The sequence below is a fragment of the Arthrobacter sp. AFG20 genome (assembly GCF_002892795.1).
In the GTDB taxonomy this organism is placed as follows: domain Bacteria; phylum Actinomycetota; class Actinomycetes; order Actinomycetales; family Micrococcaceae; genus Arthrobacter.
On sequence record NZ_PJMC01000004.1, the window covers coordinates 318,379 to 334,705 of the forward strand.

17 protein-coding genes are annotated in these 16,327 nt (G+C 64.2%); 12 read left to right on the plus strand and 5 right to left on the minus strand.

Going from position 1 to position 16,327, the window contains the following annotated elements:
- Positions 1–27: 27 nt before the first annotated feature.
- Positions 28–192 (minus strand): hypothetical protein, encoded by a 165-nt coding sequence (locus tag CXZ05_RS23075; protein ID WP_180987309.1) that lies wholly within the window; start codon positions 190–192, stop codon positions 28–30.
- Positions 193–900: 708 nt separating this feature from the next.
- On the opposite strand from CXZ05_RS23075, the gene CXZ05_RS06875 reads away from it, so the two are divergent.
- The 5 genes from CXZ05_RS06875 (at position 901) to CXZ05_RS06895 (ending at position 5,564) form a co-directional block, all read left to right on the plus strand.
- Positions 901–1,488 (plus strand): hypothetical protein, encoded by a 588-nt coding sequence (locus tag CXZ05_RS06875; protein ID WP_102971858.1) that lies wholly within the window; start codon positions 901–903, stop codon positions 1,486–1,488.
- A gap of 2 nt (positions 1,489–1,490) precedes the next feature.
- Positions 1,491–1,772, plus strand: coding sequence for a PqqD family protein (locus CXZ05_RS06880; protein WP_102971859.1), 282 nt, complete (start codon positions 1,491–1,493; stop codon positions 1,770–1,772).
- Positions 1,756–2,973 carry an ATP-binding protein gene (locus CXZ05_RS06885; protein WP_102971860.1) on the plus strand — a complete coding sequence of 406 codons (1,218 nt, stop codon included), beginning with the start codon at positions 1,756–1,758 and terminating at the stop codon, positions 2,971–2,973. The genes CXZ05_RS06880 and CXZ05_RS06885 overlap by 17 nt, the downstream gene beginning before the upstream one ends.
- Before the next feature lie 65 nt (positions 2,974–3,038).
- Positions 3,039–4,616, plus strand: coding sequence for a polysaccharide biosynthesis tyrosine autokinase (locus CXZ05_RS06890; RefSeq protein ID WP_102971920.1), 1,578 nt, complete (start codon positions 3,039–3,041; stop codon positions 4,614–4,616).
- Positions 4,617–4,625: 9 nt separating this feature from the next.
- Positions 4,626–5,564, plus strand: a complete 939-nt coding sequence (locus CXZ05_RS06895; RefSeq protein ID WP_102971861.1) for a nucleotidyltransferase family protein — start codon at positions 4,626–4,628, stop codon at positions 5,562–5,564.
- Positions 5,565–6,035: 471 nt separating this feature from the next.
- Here the strand turns inward: CXZ05_RS06895 and CXZ05_RS06900 are convergent, their stop codons facing one another.
- From CXZ05_RS06900 to CXZ05_RS06915, 4 genes are all read right to left on the minus strand, one after another.
- Positions 6,036–6,410, minus strand: a complete 375-nt coding sequence (locus CXZ05_RS06900; protein ID WP_102971862.1) for an Hpt domain-containing protein — start codon at positions 6,408–6,410, stop codon at positions 6,036–6,038.
- Positions 6,411–6,465: 55 nt separating this feature from the next.
- On the minus strand, positions 6,466–6,768 hold the full coding sequence (locus tag CXZ05_RS22810; RefSeq protein WP_146033066.1) for a hypothetical protein: 303 nt from the start codon (positions 6,766–6,768) through the stop codon (positions 6,466–6,468).
- A 280-nt stretch (positions 6,769–7,048) separates the two neighbouring features.
- Positions 7,049–7,711: a hypothetical protein gene (locus tag CXZ05_RS06910; protein WP_102971864.1), complete on the minus strand. Its 663-nt coding sequence runs from the start codon at positions 7,709–7,711 to the stop codon at positions 7,049–7,051.
- A 28-nt stretch (positions 7,712–7,739) separates the two neighbouring features.
- Positions 7,740–8,321 carry a signal peptidase I gene (locus CXZ05_RS06915; protein WP_102971865.1) on the minus strand — a complete coding sequence of 194 codons (582 nt, stop codon included), beginning with the start codon at positions 8,319–8,321 and terminating at the stop codon, positions 7,740–7,742.
- Positions 8,322–8,944: 623 nt separating this feature from the next.
- Here CXZ05_RS06915 and CXZ05_RS06920 point away from each other — a divergent pair.
- The 7 genes from CXZ05_RS06920 to CXZ05_RS06950 all read left to right on the plus strand — a co-directional run bounded on the left by CXZ05_RS06920 (position 8,945) and on the right by CXZ05_RS06950 (position 16,196).
- Positions 8,945–11,107, plus strand: coding sequence for a CAP domain-containing protein (locus CXZ05_RS06920; protein WP_180987310.1), 2,163 nt, complete (start codon positions 8,945–8,947; stop codon positions 11,105–11,107).
- Between the two features lie 442 nt (positions 11,108–11,549).
- Entirely contained in the window at positions 11,550–11,807 is a 258-nt protein-coding gene (locus CXZ05_RS06925) for a hypothetical protein (protein ID WP_102971867.1), read from the plus strand.
- 25 nt (positions 11,808–11,832) lie between these two features.
- Positions 11,833–12,603 (plus strand): ABC transporter ATP-binding protein, encoded by a 771-nt coding sequence (locus CXZ05_RS06930; RefSeq protein ID WP_102971868.1) that lies wholly within the window; start codon positions 11,833–11,835, stop codon positions 12,601–12,603.
- 46 nt (positions 12,604–12,649) lie between these two features.
- Positions 12,650–12,907: a hypothetical protein gene (locus CXZ05_RS06935; RefSeq protein ID WP_102971869.1), complete on the plus strand. Its 258-nt coding sequence runs from the start codon at positions 12,650–12,652 to the stop codon at positions 12,905–12,907.
- On the plus strand, positions 12,904–14,400 hold the full coding sequence (locus tag CXZ05_RS06940) for a hypothetical protein (RefSeq protein WP_102971870.1): 1,497 nt from the start codon (positions 12,904–12,906) through the stop codon (positions 14,398–14,400). The genes CXZ05_RS06935 and CXZ05_RS06940 overlap by 4 nt, the downstream gene beginning before the upstream one ends.
- Positions 14,397–15,023 carry a hypothetical protein gene (locus CXZ05_RS06945; protein ID WP_146033067.1) on the plus strand — a complete coding sequence of 209 codons (627 nt, stop codon included), beginning with the start codon at positions 14,397–14,399 and terminating at the stop codon, positions 15,021–15,023. The genes CXZ05_RS06940 and CXZ05_RS06945 overlap by 4 nt, the downstream gene beginning before the upstream one ends.
- Before the next feature lie 69 nt (positions 15,024–15,092).
- Positions 15,093–16,196: an acyltransferase gene (locus CXZ05_RS06950; protein ID WP_102971872.1), complete on the plus strand. Its 1,104-nt coding sequence runs from the start codon at positions 15,093–15,095 to the stop codon at positions 16,194–16,196.
- Positions 16,197–16,327 lie beyond the last annotated feature (131 nt).

Genomic DNA, 16,327 nt, shown 5'->3' on the forward strand with positions numbered 1-16,327 from the left:
TCATCGCCGCATGCTCGTGGTCCTGTATCACGCGTCGGTGACGATGGTGCCCGAAATGTATCCGCTGGTGTCCACGGGGCAGACCGGTGTGACGTTCGTGCCAGCGGGCCGGCCCGCCTCGTACTTCTCCCGGACCCCCCATGCGACGGGCCACCTGGTACTGGCCAGGCCGTCGGCGTAGAGGGCAGGCATTCGCGCTCGCGGCCGGACAGGTTTGCCGCGACGAATTCGCTGTCCACTTCGATGGCGGCGGCGAGCTCCTGACGGTCGATGGTTCCCCGGCGGCGATGCGGCGCAGTTTGGCGAACGTGTCCGCGAGGGGCTCCGACTTCAGCGAGACACCCCAGGTTCCGCTTGCGAGGGCTTCCTGCAGACTTGCCACATTGTCGCCCAGGGTGAAGTCGAGGACCCGGTAGCCGGCAGCTGTCAGCAGTCCCACGTTGTCCCCGGGCCGGGTCCGCCGGCCGGCGGGAGCGCCGCCGTCGCGCCTTCCGAAAAGCGTTCCGTGGTTTCCTGTGCCGGGCAACGGGAGGCGGCGACTGAAACATGGCCGAGCCCGCTGGCATCGAGGAGGACGAGCGGGCCTGCCGGATGTCAGGCAAAGTTACGGGCAGCTTTAACACCGTCGAGCTGAGCCGGACGGACGGCATCGGCAAGGCCTCAACCAGGTCGGCGTCGGCTTCACCCCCGAAGTGGCACGACTCTAGGGGGCAGAGGGTGAGGCCCGCCGTCGCCATAAAATGGCAGCCGTTATCGGCGAGCAACGTTGACTAAACCTTGCAAAACCCTTGAGCCAACCCTGAGCGTGGATAGTTAGGCTCTGGAGCGCCGCCCATTTGTAGCCAGAGTCCGGGCCGGCCTAGGGGGAGGCTGACCAGCCGAAACTACTAAGGAGCGCAATTGTCTGAGGTCATCAGTGCCGATTTCACTACTAGGGAAGACGCCGGTATCAGCCGCCGCCGGGTGGTCGCAGGTGTGGCCTGGTCGTTGCCAGTCATCGTCGCCGCCGTCGCGGCCCCGGCGGCCGCCGCATCAGGTGTGAGTGTGACAGCGGGGTTGGTGGGCGCCGGGTCGCCGGTTACCTACCTCCCCTCCGGAGGGACGGGCGGCGGTACCAACCGCAACGGAACTGGTCCCACAGCACTCCAGCTCCAGAACAAGGGCGGGGCCGTCAACAGCCCGATCACCGGAACCATCAACATCGCCCCGGTTGGAACAGTTGGAGCCGGCGCGGGCGTGCAGTCCATGACGCCGGCTGCCTTGGCGTCCTCGTCGTACTCGACCACCCATGCCTACAGCGGATCCTTCACGTACACCGCAGGTGTTGCCAGCGGCCAGACACTGAACATTCCGATTCAGCTCCAGTACGAATCCGTGAACCCGTCGCCCAAGAAGGGCGTTGTCCTTTCCTACACTTTGACCATCACGGTTACACTGCCGGATGCAACAACGCAGGCTCTTACCGCCGGCCTGACTGTCACATTCTGACCGTGGTCTGGAAACACAGCAGCCTGGTGGCAGAGGTACGCACCGACGCCGCGGGCCGGGTGGCTTTGCTGCACCTAGACGCCAATCAGCCTGTAGTCCTGACGGGCCCTGCCGAGGCCATCTGGCAACTGATCGATGGCCGCCGCGACGAGGCGGACGTCATCGCTGAGCTGCAGGCAGAGTTCGAGGACACCACCGGCCAGCTTGTCCGCCAAGTAGAAGGTTTCCTGGCAAGCCTGGAAGCCCAGCGACTGATCGAATCCGCGAATGAAGCAGGCAAGTAACAACCCCGCCGCGGGGAAAGCCATAAGCGGTGAGGACAGGCATGACCTGCTGTGCGTTGATGTGCTGGGCACCCGGTTCGTCATCAGTTGGGGCCACGCGGTGACAGCGGAGCAGTGGCAACGCATGGCCACGGCCTGGGAGCGCTGTGCGGGCGCCGGTGTGCCGATGATCCCGCCGGCTCCGATGGAACCAACGGAGACTCTGCCGTTCTCCGCATCGGTGGCCTACCTGTCGCAAGCGTACGACGGCGGCACGTTGGCTCTGCAAGCGGCCTCCTTCGAGGCGCTCGCCGAGAATCTCACCTCCCGGCTGACGCTCGCGGCCATTTTGGAGAACGCGGGGAGGCTGATAATGCTCCACGCTTGCGGTGTTGCCTCTCCTGAGAGCGGCGGCGTCATGGCGCTCGTGGCCAAATCCGGAACGGGAAAGACCACCGCGGCGTCTGTACTGGCCAGGACGTACGGGTACGTCTCGGACGAGACGGTAGCCATCGGGCCGGAGGGTGAGGTGGTTCCGTACCCCAAGCCGCTGTCCGTGAAACAGGGGCCCGGTGCGCCCAAGAAGCAGCTGGGACCGGGCGAGCTCGGGCTGCTGCCGGCACTACCCAAAATGTTCATCCAGTCCATCGTGCTGCTGGACCGCGTTGACCGTCCCGGCAGGAGCGGCATGCAGGACCGCCCGGTGGCCCCTGTCCTGCGCCAGTTGCCGCTGGCGGACGGGCTCTTGGCCTTGGTCCCCGAGTTGTCTTCGCAGTCCGAAATGGACGAACCGCTGCAGTCACTGTGCCGGCTGATCGAAAGTGTGGGGGGTATCTGGCAGGTGACCTACTCGGAGGCCGCGGACCTGCCGCAGGCCCTGGAGCCGCTCTTTCGGAGCGACGGCCCTGTAAAGGCTGCGTGGGAGGCGCCCGGACTCAACGGTGCGCCCGGGGCCATCCCGGACGGGTGGGTCCGCCGGGTGACACCGAGGGATGCCGTGAAAGTCGACGACGACCTGCTGGTGATGCTGGACTCCGAGATAGTGCGACTGGGCGGAGTGGGGCCCGCCATCTGGGAAGCTGCAGCTGGCGCAATGTCGCTGGAACAGTTGGCTGAAGAGGTGGGGCGCGTGCACGGCCGCGATGAAGGCTACCGGACCGCCGTCGCGGCAGCGGTGGGCCAGCTCGTCGAGAAATCAATTTTGGAACAGGGCGGCGCGTAGCGCCCGCAGGCACCCGGCGTCCAACGCCGGTCGGAAACAACACGAACCTGGATTGGGGAACCATGATGAGCGTCACCAGCACGCCTGGCGAACAGGCACCTGCCGGCCTCGACCTGTCCGATTACCTGCGGCTGCTGCGGGTGTACTGGAAGGCCATCGTGGCCTTCACTCTGCTGGCGACTTTGGCGGCGTTCGGCTGGACGGTCCTGCAGCCGAAGATCTACGCGTCCGAGTCCAGCGGCATTGTAGTCACACCGGGATCGGACAACGTGAGCCTTTCCTTGGCCGGGGACAGCCTGGCCAAGGCAAAGGTCAAGAACTACGAGTCCGTGGCCAAATCGCGGCTCGTAGCTGACCGGGTAATCGCATCGCTGGACCTGAAGACCACGGCCGACGCCCTGCTCGGTGCCATAAGCGTGAAAGTTCCGCTGGACACCGCTGAAATCCGGGTGACGGCACAATCGCCTGATCCTGGAACGGCACAGCGCGTGGCGGATGCCTGGGTCAACGGCCTGGCCGCCGAAGTGAGGGCGATCGAAACGGCAACGAGGCCGGACGATGCAACGGCCTGGCCCGGCGGCCCAGCCAGCACCTCAGCTTCCGATCCTGCCCCGGCCGTCAGTATCCTCCCGCTGGGCAAGGCTGTCCTGCCCAGCACCCCAGTTTCCCCGAACGTCAGGCTCAGCCTCGCTCTTGGGGCCTTCTGCGGCCTTGGTCTTGGCTTGGCCTATGCGGTAGTCCGGTGCCATCTGGACCGGCGCATCCGCAACTCCACTGAAATCGAACGGCTGTTCGGCGTCCCCGTGATCGGCACGCTCCCCATCGACCACCGCCTGGACGGCAAGAGCACCATCCTGGAAGCGGGCGCTAGTGCCGGGCACTCCGAGGCGCACGTCGGCGGTGCGATGGGCGAGGCCCTACGCGAGCTGCGCACCAACCTCAGTTTCCTGGATGTCGACCAGCCCCCGCGCGTCATCGTGGTTACCAGTTCCGTGCCCGGAGAAGGCAAATCCACTGTCACGGCAAACCTGGCCGCCACCCTGGCGGCCGCCGGCGAAAACGTGGTGGTGGTCGACGGCGATCTGCGGCGCCCCACGCTGGCGGATGTTTTCAATCTGGTTCCGGGCGTCGGGGTCACTGAAGTTCTGGCCGGCACTGCTGACCTGGGGGACGTCCTCCAGCCCTGGAGCGCCCTGCCGAACCTCTCCGTCCTCGGGTCCGGCCGGATTCCGCCGAACCCCAGCGAACTCCTCGGATCCTTGGCCATGAAAAAGATGCTCAGCACACTGGCACAGAATGCAACCGTCCTGATCGACGCCCCGCCGCTGCTTCCCGTCACCGACGCCGCGGTCCTCTCACGGGTGGCCGACGGTGCAATTGTTGTCATCCAGGCGGGCAAGACGACGCAGGACCAACTGGGACAGTCACTGGGCAACCTGGACAGGGTGCGGGGCAGGGTCCTGGGTACCGTCCTCAACTATTTGCCGACCCGAGGAACGGACGCCTACTCCTACTACGGCACCTATCCCTCTGCTTCGGCACCTGCTCAGGCTGAAGCGCCGCTCCGCGGGTCTGACGCAGTCCAATCGGACAGCAGGGGTGAGGACGTCCCTGTGCCGGTCGCTCCCCAGGCAAAGGGCTAGGTTCCCGCCATGGAAGCCCCTGCAGCGGAAGGCCTGCTGAGCATTAGTGAGGGCGTCTTTTTGGGCCATGCCCTCGTCGCAAGGCTGGCGGAGAACCTTGGCATCCGGGCGTTCTTCATCAAGGGGCCGGCCAGCGTCATTCAGGGACTGCGGCTGCCCAAGGTGTCTGTGGACGTGGACGTCTTCGTGGCGCCAGCGGACCTTGAGTCCCTGCTCGCCGGATTGCACCAGCGCGGCTGGCGTGAGCGGGTTGCTGAAGGGGACATAGGGGTTTTTCACAAGCATTCGGTGACGCTCAACCACGCGTCCTGGCCGTGCCATATTGACATCCATTTTCGGTTCCCAGGGATGGAGGCGGATCCGGCAGCCGCGTTTGACGTGATGTGGGCCCAAACGCAGGTCCTTGAAATGGCAGGGCGAGGCGTGCGGGTTCCGTCAAAGGAGCTGGGGGTTGTCCTTCTAGCCCTGCATGCTTTGCGGGCACCCCACCTGCACATTTCTCAGCAGGAACTTTGTTTTCTCAAGGACCTCTCGGCACGCGAAGCGCTTGGACCCGCCGTCCATGAAATCAGTGCTGCCACGGATGCGCTCGCTGCCATGCGGCCCTTTCTTACGGACATCGTTACCGGGCACGTCGGAGTGGAGTGGCCGGCTGCATCCACGGAGTGGCGCAACCGCCTGTTCTCAAGGGAACCTGGCAGCGCCCGCATTATTGCTCTGTTCCAATCACCGCTGCGGGACAAGCCACGTATGCTGCGCGCCGCGTTGCTGCCGCCGGACACGGTCTACCTGTCGCAGGATCCCTACGCCGATTTGTCACCCAGAGGGCGACTTCGGGCTTACGCCGCCAGATGGCTACGTTTCCTGCGCGCGTCCCCGCGGCTGTTTCGGGACCTTGCTGCTTACCAGCAGGACCGGAAACACGTTGGATCGGGGCGGAATGGCTGATGGGGGGGCGCTGCAGTCCTCGTAACCGAATCTTGACTCAACACGCTGGATTCATTCTCGGAAGGGTCCGGCTCGAGCGGATAGTGTCGCCGCATCATAACTGGAAGGTGTGACCGCGATGACTATCTTTGAATACGCATCAGCACTGGCACTCATGCTCGGATCCTTGGCTGCAGCAAGTGGTCTTTCCGCCGTGATCATCCGATCTAGGTCCAGACACTAAGGCAGGTTCCTGCTGCACGGCCAAGCAGCGGCGGCCGAACCGTGCCCCAAGCTAAATCTAAGGAGTCCCAATTAGCGTCGGGCACATGGGGAAATTAAATCCTGACCGTTTTCAGCGGCGCCAGGCGCGGAAGCGCCGGCTGCAGGCTCTTTCCTACGCTGGCCTGGCATCTCTGACCGCGGCGACGGCCGCCGTCGTCTGGCTGGCACTCACGCGCTGACAGCGTCCGCCATACCCGTGGTTCTGAATTACGCCTCAGTGACGCTGTAGCGCGAGACGTATCTGCTCAACGCGACTTGCAGCGCCTGGCTGCTTTTTGCGACAGTCTCGGCGGCCATGACCGCTGCGGATGCATCGCCGTCTCGCAGACATTGTTCCAACGCCCAGCAGTCCCGTTCCACTGCCAGCCCGCCGACTGCCCGGGCGTTTACTTTCAAGCTGAGCACGGCATCAATAGCCGCCACGCCATTCTGGTCCCGGACGGCCCGGCCAATGCGTTCCACCCTGTTTGGCAGCATCTCCAGGAAGTTGGCCGCATACATTGAGGCAGCGGAACTGCTTTGAACGTCCTCCGCGAGGCGAAGCAGGGGAAGTGGGGAAAAGCAATCGCCTTTCTGAGCCATGTTGTCTCATTCCGGAGTGAATTCGGGAAGTGGGCATTGTCGATTCCGGGTGCGGTCAGCTTCCGGTGACAGTTGCCGTCCGTGTCTGGTTGCGAGCAACCTCTACTTCGATGGTCAAGGTTGGAGTGGTGTTCTTAGGAATGGATCCGGAGACACTGGCCCGCAGCCGGACGCCGCTTCCTGGGGCGGTGGGGACAATCGAGGAGATGAGCCTCGTGGCAGGAGTATCCAGCACATTGGTGAGCGTACCCGCGCAGGTTCCGGCTGTCTCATTCCAGGTGACGCTGCATGCCTCAATCTTGAACGTGGCGCCGGCCGGTGAAGCTGTTGCCGTGTAGGCCGCTCCAGTGACGTTCAAGGTACCCGTGTTTCCGATGGTGAAAAACTTCGGTGAGTAAACAGGATTACCGTTGTTGCCTGCCGTGTTCGGAAGGGGAAGTGACAGTACCCCGGAGCCGAAAGGAGCCGTTGAACTGGTTGAAGCCACCGCGCCCCATTTGGCACTGCTGGCCAAGGTGGCGGCGGAGACCTGTGCTCTGTTGGCTGCTTCGGCCGCCGCCAGCGACGTGCACAACAGCAGAGCGGTTACCGACGCGGCGGCCCCCGCCCTGCTGACTGGGAAGTGCACGTGCACTGCTCTAGCTTCCGGTGGTGGTGGCCGTGCGCTGGGTTTCGCCGAAGGTCCAGGTGAGCGCAGAAGTGAGGCCCTGGATGCTGCCAGCAGCCTGAACGCCGTTGACAGTGGTTTCGGTCTGATCGGGCAGAGTGAGTGTGATCTGCAGCTTGACGGTAGACCCTGCTGCGACGGAGCTGGTTAGTGCTGCTGGAGTCGAGGCCAGGGTGCTCAACGGCACGCTCGTGGCCAGAGCAAGGGGGCTCGCGCCTGAACCGGTGCACGCGCCGGCACCGGTTACGGTCCAGTCGCCTCCGACGCACTGTGTAACGGTGACCCGGAGCCCCTTGGTGGCGCTCGTGGTGAGCAGCGTTGGGTTTGCATCGGCGACTGCCAGCGTCAGGTCCTTGCCGGCAAGTTCGTTGCCCTGGGTCAGGGTCACGTAGCGGTTCACGACGTCGCCCGGAGCCACGTTGGAGACCGCCTGACCGAAACCGGCGCCATTGTTAGCCATGGTGAGGCTCAGGATTCCGCTGGAGGCGTTCTGGGCGGTGGTGTTGGAAGCGGTGGCGTTCAGGGCCGCGTAGACGCCACCGCCGGTGATGGCCAGGCCTGCGGCGCCGACTGCGAAAGCGGCCAGCAGGCGGGGGTTGGGACGGCGAACGGAAGGGGTTGAGGCAGCAGACATTGCAGATCCTTACTATGTGGTTGGGCGTTTAGAGGGAGGGAGCCGGGCGCGTCTGCCCGGAAACTTGGGAGGGCGTCCGGAGTATCCAGACCACGCTTGTGGCAGTCACAGACAATCCGAACAGGGCGATCAAGATTCCACGCTGGAGCGGGTTCTGCGCCCAGAGCAAGGCGTTGCCTACGTAGGGAACGGTAGCCACGGCTACGGGCACCTGATCCTGGTCCAGGGTGGCCCGCCAGTGGTCCGGCGCAGGGTTGGCATCGCCCTTTGTGGTGAGCACGGGGCGTTCCGGGCTGCCGGCTAGGGCGGTGATGCGGTGGGCAAAAGGGGTGCTTTCACCTGGCGGGGTGAAGACGGCCACGTCGCCTACGCTCAGGGAAGTTACCGGCCTCGGAACCGTGATTAGCAGGTCACCGGGGGCAAAAGACGGGCGCATGCTGGCAGTCAGCACTGGGGAATAGCCAATGTGGAGCAAGGGCGCAGCCACACAGGCGGCCAGAAAAACAGCTGTGATTACGGTCCCGACGGCCGTGCTCAGAACGCGCCGGGCGATGGCAAATCGTGCTGCCACTGAGCCGGAGGCTGTATCTGAACTGGTTGACGCGCTCATGGTCCATTCCGTTTCTTGAGGCCGTTTCTTCTGACACCAACCACGATGTATGGCCCGGCTCAAGGAAACTGTCTAATTCGCGTCAATCCTCAATCAGCACTTAATCAAGACTGGCTCAAGAACCATGGCCGTGCCCCGCTTCATGTCTATGCCTGCCGTGGCCGAGCCTCGCGGCAGGCACAGACGGCCGGTTTGCCCTACCCCGGTCGACTTGACGGTTCGTCGTCGTCGTACTTGGAGCAAAGGATGAACGTTTCGCCCACCCGGCTGATTCACGGACAGGACTGCGGTTCATAGCCGCCATGCTCGTGGTCCGTACCATGCGGCGGTGACGCTGGTGCCCGAGATGTATCCGTTGGTGTCCATGGGGAAGACCTCCGGTGTCTGATGGAAAGAGCATGTCGCGCCGAAATCAAGTGGCAACCAAGAGGCGCTCAAGTTTCATCAAGAATTTCTTCGGCCCAAGGGACCAGGCCGTGGCGGGGCAAGCACCGCCGTCGTACTCTTCCTCGGAACGCAACCCCAACATTGCCGAAGGATTGATCCGACTCACACGGCCAGGTGAAATTCGGTGTTATGTTTTGAGCAAATTTCAATTGGGGGAACAAATGAATAAAACGGTGATGCCTCGGCTCGCCTCGGTGCTGCTTGCGGCGGCCCTGGTCTCAGGCGGAATGGCCACGCCTTCGCAGGCGGCGGAGACAGACAACGCCATCAACACGCAGTCACGCGATGCCGTGGTGGCTGCCTACAAGTCCCGCTATCTGCCTTCTGAGGCGCAGGACATCAACTGGACGGGGTCGGTGGCGGGGTGTGACCCGGGGACGCAGTCGGCGAGTTCGCTGGCCAGCGGAACGGCGGCGATCAACTTCTTCCGCGGTCTCTCGGGCCTGGACAGCATTGTCCTCACCGCGGAGCAGAACGCCAAGGCGCAGGCCGTGGCACTGATGATGCATGCCCGAGGCAGTCTGAGCCACTATCCCACCAGCGACTGGGAGTGTTTCACGCCGCTGGGGCAGGCGGGAGCCGGAACTTCTAACCTGTACTACATGTCTCCCCGGATCTCCTCCATGTCTTATGCCATCAGGGGATACATGGACGACTGGGGCAGCAATAACGCAGACGTGGGGCACCGGCGCTGGTTCCTGAATCCGACGACCACGACTATGGGAATCGGGACCACCGCTACGGCCAACGCGGTGGACGTCTTTGGCGGCGGGACCAGCGCGACGCGGACCAATCCGGATTTCATCGCCTTCCCGAATGCCGGCTATTTCCCCAGCCAGCTGCTGCCGCCGGGGCGCTGGTCGCTGTCGTCCGGCCACGACGTCGATTTTTCCAACGCCAGCGTTGTGGTCACCAATGCTGCCGGAACCGACATGCAGGCGACCACTTACCACGCGATGAACGGCTACGGGCCGAACACGGTGGTCTTTGACGTCCCACAGCTGCAGCTTCCCGCAGGGGCCGAGGAAGCGAACTACACCGTCAAGGTCACGGGCATGGTGCGGGACGGGATGCCGATCGACCACACGTACACCGTCAAGCTCATCGACGGCACCGTGGCCGGTCCCAGCACACCGGACCCCACACCGCCGCAACTGCGTGAAAACACGGCGGTCACGCCCGTAGCACCGACCTTCGGCGGATGGTGGTACACAATCCCGCCCGCCTCCGGGGTCCGCTACCGGGTCGGGGGGATAGTCCGCGACCCCGGAACCTACTTCGTGCAGGAAGTCGTTACCGTTACGGCTGAGGCCAAGTACGGCTATGTCCTGCAGGGAACGACGTCCTGGTCCAAGGACCTCCGGCCGGTTCCCATTATTGAAGTCGAACCGCCTGCACCCACCTTCGGCGCGTCATCGTTCACCATTCCTCCAATCACCGGGGTCCGGTACCTCGTGGGCGGCCTGACGAAGGCTCCGGGCACCTACCCCGCATCGGGAAGGGTCGAGGTGTTCGCTGAAGCCCTTCCCGGCTACGCCGTTACCGGGAACTTGACCTGGTCGCACACATTCCTGCCTCCAGTTCCTCCTCCCGCTGCCCCCGCCGCGGCGCCGACGATCAAGTCGCAGGACAGCGTCCTTGCCATCGATTCAGCAGGCACCCTCTGGAACTACGGGAACCTGAAGACTGCCAGGGTCAAGGTGGGCACCGGGTGGGGGATCTTCAGCGACATCCACGTGACGGACTGGAACCGGGACGGCTATTTGGACATCCTGGGCAAGGCCAAGGCGGGGCAACTCTACCTGTACCGGGCGCTGCCTGGCGGCGGTTTCGCTCGGGAGACCATGGGTGCCGGCGGCTGGCAGAACTACAGCATCGACGTCGGAACCTGGAAGACGGCCGATAGGTTCCCCTCCATTGTGGCCAAGCACATTGCCACCGGGAAGCTGTACCACTACGCCAACAGCTCGGGGAAGGCGCCCAGCGCGGGCGTGCAGATCGGCGCAGGCTGGCTGAAGCTGGACATCAGCCTGCTCGACTGGAACCGGGACGGTGCCACGGACATCGTTGCGCGAAACGCCAGCGGCCAGCTGGTGCTCTACCGCACCAACGGCCGCGGCTCGTTCGTGGCGGAGAATCGCCCGGTCATTGGCGCGGGCTGGCAAGGCTTTACGTCCCTGACGGTTGCCCGCGGCCTGGGCGGGATCGGGACCCAGGGTCTGCTGGCACGCAACAAGGCCGGGGCGTTGCTGTACTACCAGGCGAACAAGTCTGCCTGGGCTGCCGCCAGGACCCTCGGCACCAGGGGCTGGGGACCGTACATCATCGGCAGCCACTGATTCGGACCCGGTCCGAGCCTGCGCCGGTGGCCGAGGGCTGCGGTGGCGGAGCCCCGGCGTCCGACGGCGAGCGCGCCGGCTTTGGGGTCTTGACGCGGTTGCGGCCTATGAGGTGATGCCCGCCGGGGACAGGGACGGGGAGTAGCGGACGGAGGCTTGGTGACCCTCAACCACCGAAAGCGGGAGACGCGTCCGGCCTACAAGAAGATTGCCGCCGTGATTGTGGGCGGGTACGCCTCAATGGCCTTGGCTGCGACACAAACACACGGTGATTCGGCCCTCATCAAAAATTAACTAAACTCGTTTGATGAAAGCGTTGACCGCTGTCCGTCCGACCTCTACGCTCGGCATAGCGGATTCGAGCCGCGTTTGTATCTGGGGGGAATCCGCCATTCATTTGGCAGTTCATGTAAACCACTCGCATCTGTAGGAAGGCATATCCATGCTCGCTCTCACCGATTACGCAATTGCTGCGCATGTCTCGGCGCAAAATGCAGTTGCACGGGCAGTTAACTCTGCGCTGGACAAGAATAGTGAATTCCGCTGGGTCTGGCTTGTCCTGATCGGCATTCTGGTCATTGCTGCCGCAGTGGCCTGGATCTACTGCCGCAACTCGGGCTACCGCGGCTTCACCGGCCACATCGAGGCAGTCAAGGGTCCCTGGGGCATTAAGATCGGCGTCAAGCTCGGTTGCTACTAGCCTGACAACCTTTAAGGACCAATAAATGGAACACTTGCCTGACCCGCTGGCCGTCGCCGGACTCACCAAAGACTATGGAACCCGGCACGGCGTTCAGGACCTCGACTTCACGGTCCGAGCAGGGGAAGTGACCGGGCTGCTTGGCCCCAACGGGTCAGGCAAGTCGACCACCATCCACTGCATTTCCGGTTTCATCCGCCCCACGTCGGGCACGGTGAAAATTTGCGGCCTTTCGCACGACGACGTGGAGGCCAAGGACCGTTTTGGATTCTTTCCGGACGACCTGCCTGTTCCCGAAGCCCTCACCGCCCGTGAACTGCTCGATTTCCACCGCCGGCTACGGCCGCTATTCCATGACGAAACTGCGGCCGGTCTGGCCGATCTGCTCGGACTAACCCCGCACTTGGAAAAGTATGTGGGGGACTATTCCCACGGCATGAAGCGCAAGCTCCAACTGGTGCTGGCCCTGTCCCACCGGCCTGACCTTCTGATCCTGGACGAACCCATGCGCGGGCTGGACCCCGAAGCGGGACTGCTCATGAATTCGCTCCTGCGGACCTTCACCCGTGAGGGCGGGGCCATCCTGATCGCAACGCACGATCTTTTGGCGGCTGAGCGGTTCTGCGACTCGGTGGTCATCCTCGCGGAAGGCAGGAAAGTGGCTGCCGGTCACCCCGCGGAACTCATCGGGGAAAGCGGGGCGGCGTCACTGGAGGAGCTTTTTGTCCACGCCACCGGGCTGCATCAGGCTATGCTCGGAAAGGAAGAGGAATTGCAGCGGCTGCTGTCCTTCTGACTCCTAATGGCCGCTCGTAAACCACTGAAGTGAAAGCGAACATTCGATGAATTTCATGAAAGCACTCGGCGTCGGAATTCTCATTTCCCTGGTCGCATTGGTGGCCATTTTCATCATCACATTTGTCACTAACGGCAGTTTTTCCATTCCGGTCTTTATTTCTGTTGAGTCGGGCACGAATTCATCCGGGGCCCCGGAGACCAGCATGTTCTTCAACCCGCTTGGCCCGCTAGTGCTGGCCGTTGTTGCGGCGACCGTCGTGTGGCTGGCGTCCAAGGCCAAGCGGACCAGCCAGCAGTCATGAGCCAGGTGGCCGGGCCGCGGCGGGTGGGACCGCTGACCGTCACCGCAGCCGTGCACCGAATCACCTGGCGCATGTGGTTCAACGACCTGTGCCGGTCCCTTGGCTCAAGAACCAAAGCCAAGTTGCTGGTTGCGGCAATCCTCCTGGCCGTCTGCGCCTGGACGGCCTGGTCCAGCATCGAGCTCGGTAAGCAACTGGGAATGGACCCGGACACGGGCCGCGAAATCGCCGCCCCGGTGGCCAGCGTCATGTTCACGATGCCGGCCCTGGCCACACTCATGGCTGTTCTTTACGCACCAAGCCGCACGCTGTTGACGGAAATGCTTTCGGTGCTGCCCGTACGTGAAGCCCATGTCCGCGGCGCGACGCGTTGGCTGACCGTGGCCGTGGGCTTTTTCGGCGGCCTGCTGGTGTCGGCGCCGCTCGCCCTGCAGTTCGTCTTTACGGGCAGCGCCGCTGTGGCCCTCGCAGGCGTCGGTTACGCCGTCTTCGCCGCACTGCTCGGCTGCCTTGCCACGCAGGTGCTCACTGAACTGGGCCAAGTGGCGGCCGCTCGCTTACTGGGCCGCAACGGCGTCATGGTGCAGGGCATCAGCGGCCTTATCACTGCCGGGCTGCTGCTCTACGCATTCATGACGTCCATGCCCATGAACGGCGGAGACGGCAGGGGAGTCCTGCTGCCGCTCGGGGAGGTGCTCGCCTGGTTGCTGGGCGCTCCGGCACCCTCGTGGTGGGTCCTTGGCCTCGTGTCAGCATCTCCCATGATCCTGCTCGCTGCCCTGGGCATGCTTGAGGCGGTGCCGCGGAAGGAGTTCGCGCCGTGGCGGCCCCGCTTCTTCGGAGGCCGGAATCTCTCGGCTGGCGGGCCATCTTTCATGATGCTTGAACTGCGCCAGTGGCTCCGGTACCCGCCTAACGCCGTGCTCCTGCTCTTTATCAACGGGCTGTGTGCGGCAGCGGTTGTCTCGGCTGCGGCCACCGGCGGCGACGAATTGGGCTTGGTCTACGTGGCCCTCGGTGTTGCCAGTGCCATCGGGATCGGGTGCTACGGACCCACCCGTCGCCACCACTGGATATACCGCGTCACAGGCAACCCCACGGCATGGATCGGGCCGAAGTTCAGAGCGGTCCTGCTCATCTGGGCGGGCATGATGGTGGTGTACGGGACGGCCTTCATGCTGGTGTCCGGCGGCGGGCCTGTGGAGTTTTTCCTGGCCCTTCCCATGCTGTTCGTAGAGCTTTGCGCCAGCTGCGCCCTCGGGCTGCTGCTCCCCGTCAGCCGCGACCAGTCCATCGGCGGTGCCGTATCCGAAGCCGTAGCCGTTGTGGGCCTGCTGGGCCTGACTTTCGGCCTGCAGTCCATGCTGGCGGCCTCAACGAATATCCTCGTCAGCCTGGCCGTCCAGTTCGCCATGATGGCGGCGGCCTTTGCCTGGTACCTGCTGACGGCGCGGTGGCTGGCTGTGCACCGCACGGAGATGGCCAGCGCTTGAGTCCAGATATTCAGGGTTCCGGCGGCGGTGCCGGACAACCGGCGCGAAGCTGGCGGCGGGGAAGCTGGAAGCTGGGACAGGGCATCACCGGGGCGCTGCTTTCAGTGGCAAGGGCGGGGGCGCTTCCCGCGCTGGCCATGGCCATTCTCTTCTTCGGGACGGGCGGACTAGCTGCCCTGGCCACCGGCTTCTACAGCGAACCCCTCTCCGCCGCGGGCGTTGGTTTTGCGGTGTGCATGACCTCCCTGCTGGTCCACGAAGCTGCCCATTTGGCAACCCTCCGGCTGGTCCTGCGTGACGCGCAGGCGGGCGAGGCAAACCACTCACTGGCGAATGTGTGGGTCACCGGTCCGCGGCTGCAGGGACTGCAAACCGTGGCCACAGCCGCCGCCGGACCGGTCCTCGGGACCGCCAGCTGCGCAGTATTCCTGCTGGCGGATGCACCAGGCTGGATCGTCCTGCCGCTCGCCGCCGTTCACGCGGCCAACCTCCTGCCGTTGTTCCCTGACGGCCGGATGCTGCTGCTGGGAATTGGCCAGATCTTCGTAGGTATGACCGGGAGGAACGGCCGCGACCAGGCGGGACGCGGTGCAGCACCCGCGGTTCATGATGCGGAATGGTGAAGCTGACGGCCGCGGTTTGGGTACCCCGGTAGACTGGTCCGTTCATTGCCGTCGTACTTGGAGTAAAGGATGAACGTTTCGCGCACCCGGCTGGATTCACTGACAGGACTGCGGTTCATAGCCGCCATGCTCGTGGTCCTGTATCACGCGTCGGTGACGCTGGTGCCCGAGATGTATCCGCTGGTGTCCATGGGGCAGACAGGCGTGACGTTCTTCTTCATGCTGTCCGGGTTCGTGCTGGCCTGGTCCATGAACCCGGGCACCTCCAAGCGGCAGTTCTACTGGCGACGGTTCGCCCGGATCTGGCCGCTGCACGCACTCACGGCGCTGGCCGCCGTCGTCCTTGTGTTCGCCACTCAGGGGGAGCAGTCGGTTCCCCAACTCCTTGCGTCACTTCTCCTCGTGCAGGGCTGGCTTGGCGACCCTCACTGGGTCTACGCCTACAACGGGGTGTCCTGGTCGCTGTCCTGCGAAGCGTTCTTTTACGCCGTGTTCCCGTTCCTGGCCGTACGGCTGTCACGGCTTGAACCGGGGAAGCTCTTCCGGGTCAGCGCCGCTGTTTTTGTCGCCGCTGTTTCTCTCGTGTCCGTCCTGCTGGCGTTCCTGCCCGGCTTTGACTGGGGAGCCCTGTTCTACACGTTCCCGGCGTTCAGGATCGCGGAGTTCGTTGTGGGTGTGTGCCTGGCCATCGCCATGCGGAAAGGCTGGAAGCCCAGGTTCGGCGTGGGCGTCGGGGCTGCCGCCGCCATTGGTTCCATCCTGATTCTGGAAGTCGTGGACGGTGTCGCGCCGTGGCATACGGCCGGGCCGCTGGCGGGTGCGCTCTGCATTCCGGGCTTCGCCCTCCTGATCTCGGCCTACGCGGACCGGGACCGCTGTGGAGGCCGTCCCACCTTCGCCAGCGCACCTGCCGTAGTGAAACTGGGGGAGTGGTCCTTCGCCCTCTACCTAGTCCACGAGCTGGTGCTGCGGACAGCCCTGGAACTCGGCCCAGTGAGCCTGGCCGAGCGCGTCATGTTCGCCGTCGTCGGCATTGCGGTGTCCATCCCGCTTGCCGGCGCCGCCTACACCTTCTTTGAGCGTCCCATAGAGGCCAGGCTCCGGAACAGGGGCTCGGGCGGCGGCCCCGTGGCGGACACATCGGAGCCCGCGGCGAGCCTGGTCGCTAAGTAGAGCCCAGGCCACTACGGCTGCGGGCCCGGATGGTTGAAGCGTCATATTTGGGTTCCCGGGTGTTTGGGCTTATGGGCGTGGTTATGTTGGCTGTAGCCTGATCCCGATTCTTCTCCGCTTCGTGAGGATGC